The organism is Neisseria sp. P0001.S005 (assembly GCF_051963715.1).
In genome coordinates this window covers 1-317 of the sequence record NZ_JBQCTZ010000891.1, presented here as the reverse complement: position 1 = coordinate 317, position 317 = coordinate 1, and the positions used below count along the sequence as shown (strand labels likewise).

The 317-nt window shown below is 53.3% G+C and carries 1 protein-coding gene; it reads left to right on the top strand.

Annotated features, from left to right (window positions below; translation table 11 throughout):
* Nucleotides 1-17: 17 nt before the first annotated feature.
* A partial coding sequence (locus ACTHSP_RS23380) for an LpxD N-terminal domain-containing protein (protein WP_440347165.1) occupies nucleotides 18-317 on the top strand: 300 nt, incomplete at its 3' end.

The window sequence follows — 317 nt, the reverse complement described above, 5'->3', positions numbered from 1 at the left end:
CTTGACGGCAGATTATCATGACTTCACAAGCATACACCCTGTCCCAAATCGTATCCCAGCTCGGCGGCGAATGGAAAGGCGAAGACATCGCCATTACCGCCGTCCGTCCGTTGGATCAGTCGCAGGCGGAACACATCAGCTTTTTGGCCAATCCGAAATACAAAGCCGAAGTACACGACAGCCAAGCAGGTGCAGTGATTGTTTCGCCGAAAGCCGCAGACGAATTTGCGGGCCGCAACCTGATTGTGGCTGCCGACCATTATCTTTATTTTGCCAAGGTGGCACGATTGTTCTCGCCGATTGTCAAAGCACAGGGC